Source organism: Methylomagnum sp., assembly GCF_054333355.1.
Genome location: NZ_JBTEKS010000425.1, coordinates 1 through 3582, shown reverse-complemented (window position 1 = coordinate 3582; position 3582 = coordinate 1). Strand labels below are relative to the sequence as shown.

2 protein-coding genes are annotated in these 3582 nt (G+C 63.6%); one reads left to right on the top strand and one right to left on the bottom strand.

Annotated elements, in window-relative coordinates:
* Window positions 1-1802: ABC1 kinase family protein (locus ACXWUF_RS20480; protein WP_458496414.1), on the top strand; the 1802-nt coding region annotated here is incomplete at its 5' end.
* A 131-nt stretch (window positions 1803-1933) separates the two neighbouring features.
* On the opposite strand, the gene ACXWUF_RS20475 is transcribed toward ACXWUF_RS20480, so the two are convergent.
* Entirely contained in the window at window positions 1934-3520 is a 1587-nt protein-coding gene (locus ACXWUF_RS20475; protein WP_458496413.1) for a GMC family oxidoreductase, read from the bottom strand.
* Between the last annotated feature and the right edge of the window lie 62 nt (window positions 3521-3582).

Below are 3582 nucleotides of genomic sequence, written 5' to 3'. Positions count from 1 at the left end.
GACGGAAGCGGACTGGTCCCCCGGTCAAGGCGCTGCGGCAAGTCGTCCCGCATACCACCGGCATCAACTTCAATGCGTCCATGTCCGCCGTGGCGCGGCGGGTGGTGGTCTGGAATTACCAACTGCTGTTGCTTTTGCTGGGCATCGTCTACGACTGGATCAGGTTGCGCGGCTCGCCGGAGACCCGCGCCGTGCGGGTCCGCCACATGCTGCAAAATCTCGGCCCCACCGCCATCAAGATCGGCCAGCAGCTCTCCATCCGGGCGGACGTGCTGTCCGCCGCCTATTGCGAGGAACTGGGCAAGCTGCTGGACCGGGTGCCGCCCTTTCCCACCAAGAAGGCCATCGAAACCATCGAAAGCTCCACCGGGCGGCGGCTGCAAGATGTCTTCCGCATCTTCGATCCGGTGCCCATCGGCTCGGCCTCGATCTCCTGCGTGTTCCAGGCGGAATTGCTCAGCGGCGACAAAGTGGCGGTGAAGGTGCGGCGGCCCGGCATCGCCCAGTTGATGGTCGCCGACCTCAAGGCTTTGAGCCTGTTGTCGCGCATTTCCGAAAGCTTGGGCATCATGCGGCCCGGCGTCGCCAGCAGCTTCACCCTGGAACTGCGGCGCATGTTGCTGGAAGAGTTGGACTTCCGCACCGAGGCCCGCTACACGGAGATTTTCCGGCGCGACGCCCGCCATTGCCCGTATGTCACGGCGCCCCGCTTGGTCCACGAACTGTGCAACGACCGGGTGCTGGTGTCGGAATTCATCGCCGGCGCGTTCCTCAGCGAATTCCTGGTGGCGATTCAGGAGGGCAACCAGGAGGAACTGCTGAGCCTTTCCATGCGCGGCTACGATCCCGTCCTGATCGGCAAGCGCATGTTGCGGGTGTTCTTCTGGGAAATCTTCGAGAGCGATTTCTTCCACGCCGATCCCCACCCAGCCAACATCATCGTGCGGCCCGATAACACCTTCGTCATGATTGACTTCGGTTCCTGCGGTTCCTTGTCCAAGAAGTTCAAGCACAACCTGATGCAGTTCTACCGCCATCTGACCGACGGCGACTTGAACGGGATGAGCCAAAGCATCCTCGCGACCGCCGAACCCTTGCCGCCGGTGGACGTGGGCAAGCTGCTGGATGATTTGCTGCATGTGGTGCGGGGCTGGTACTTGGCGATGCAGAGCGATTATTCGACCTGGGAGGAGAAATGCACCGGGGGCTTGTTCATGAAGATGATCTTCATCCTGGGCGACTACGGCATCACCAGCCGGACCGACGCGGTGCGATTCTTCCGGGCCAGCTTCCTCTACGACTCGATCATCTACCGCCTGAATCCCCGGGTGGAGGGCGCCAAGGAATTCAAGAAGTGGTACAGGTCCTATGCCGAGAAGCGGCGCGAGCATTTCCAAAAGCAATTGGCGAAACGGATCACCGGACCCGCCAATGTGGACTATATCGAGTTCGAGCGGAGCATCGCGCTGGGCTACAAGCTGGCGGACCGGATCCAGAGCTTCCTGGAGACGCCGAACTTCTCCTTCGCCGATCAGGTCGGCAAGGTGGCCTATCTGATGTCGCTGCTGGTCAAGACCACCATCAGCCTGCTCATCACCATCATCGCAATAGGGATAGGCCGCGCACTCTATGTGATTAACATGGAAGGCGGGGGTAAGGAGGGCGGCTTAATCATGACCGCCATGGAGTGGGCTTGGCAGCATCCCGTGGTCCAGGTCGTGTTCCTGCTCCTGTCAATCATCGCCATCCGCAAGATGACCGTCCGCTTGGAACGGGTGGAGATCGACAGCCGGTCGAGGTAAGGGCGGGACGCCCTGCAATTCCCCCTGCGCCCCAGTCCCTACGGGTCAAGGCCCGTGATCCGAATCATGGGATTGCGTGAGGGGCGATAAGACGGTATCTGCGGGAGTCCGGTGCTGACTGAGCTTCGTTGCTAATCAGGTAAACTTTTACGAATCATATCCGCCGCCTTCTCGGCAATCGTGATGGTCGGCGCGTTGGTGTTGCCGCTGACGATGGTCGGCATGATCGAAGCGTCCACCACCCGCAGCCCGTCCAGCCCCCGGACCCGCAATTGGCTATCGACCACCGCCCCGGCGTCGCTCCCCATCTTGCAGGTGCCCGCCGGGTGCCAGGTGGTGGAGGCGGTGCGGCGCACGAAATCCTCAATCTCCATGTCGCTCCGCACATCGACGCCCGGCGCGATTTGCTCGCCGCGAACATCGTCGAACGCCTTGGCATAAAGAATCCGTAGATTCCAGCGCACCCCGGCGATGGCGCAACGCAGGTCGTCGGCCTCACTCAGATAGCCGGGGTCGATGAGGGGCCGGTCCAGCGGGTCCGCCGAGGCCAGCCGGATTTCGCCCCGGCTCAACGGTCGGTTGATGTAGGCGGTGAAGGTCATTCCATGTCTGTGGAGCGCCGCACCTTCGGGGTGATCCGGGGGCAGGGTCATCAGGAAGAACATCTGCAAGCCGGGGACGGCTTCGTCCGGCTGGCTTTTGAGGAAGGCACCGGCCTCCAGGAAATTCGAGGCGAACGGGCCGGTCCGCTTGGCCTCGTATTCGCGCCGGGCGGCGTCCCGGTCGGCGGCGGACAACCCGGCCAGGGTCAGCGGCGCGGTGATGGCGCAGCGCACCCGGGTGTGTAGGTGGTCCTGCAAATTCTTGCCCACTCCGGGCAGGTCCAGGCGGACGGGGATGCCCAGCCGCGCCAGTTCGGCCTGCGGCCCGACGCCGGACAGCAGCAACAACTGCGGCGAGCGCAGGGCACCGGCGGACAGGATGATTTCGCTGGACGCCTCGGCCCGTTCCAAATTCCCGAAGCGCAGGTAATCGACGCCGACCGCCCGGTGGCTGTGGAACCGCAGCCGGGTGGCGTGGGCGTGGGTCAGCACGGTCAGATTCGGCCTGGTGCGGGCCGGATGCAGATAAGCCTGGGCCGCGCCGCACCGGATGCCGTTGGCCAGCGTGGCCTGCAAGGGGCCGCAGCCTTCCTGGCGTTCGCCGTTGAAATCCGGGTTGTACGGGATGCCGAGTTCCCGGGCGGCGGCGAAATAGCGTTCCACCAGCGGATGGCCGGGCGGATGGCTGCACACCGCCAGTGGTCCCGCCGTGCCGTGGTAGCGGTCATTAAAGTTCTGATTGGCCTCGGACTTTATGAAGTAAGGCAGGACCTCGTCATAATCCCATCCAGCATTGCCGGCCTGTCGCCATTGATCGTAATCGGCGCGGTTGCCACGGATGTAGATGAGGTAATTGATGGCGCTGGACCCGCCCAGCACCCGTCCCTGGGGCATGAAGATGCGGCGCCCGAAAAGCTGCGCCTGCGGCGTGGTGCGGTCGCCCCAATCGCAGGGGCTGTCCTGTAGCTGCCCGTGCAGCGCCGGGATGCGGATGGCGGGCGCATCGTCCCCCCCGCCCGCTTCCAGCAGCAGCACCCGGCAGGCCGGGTCTTCGGTGAGGCGGTTGGCCAATACGCAGCCCGCCGAACCGGCGCCGATGATGATGTAGTCGTACATGGATTTTTCCCGTGCTGAGTAATTTACTGTGGGAGCGGGCTTTAGCCCGCGATGCGTTAATG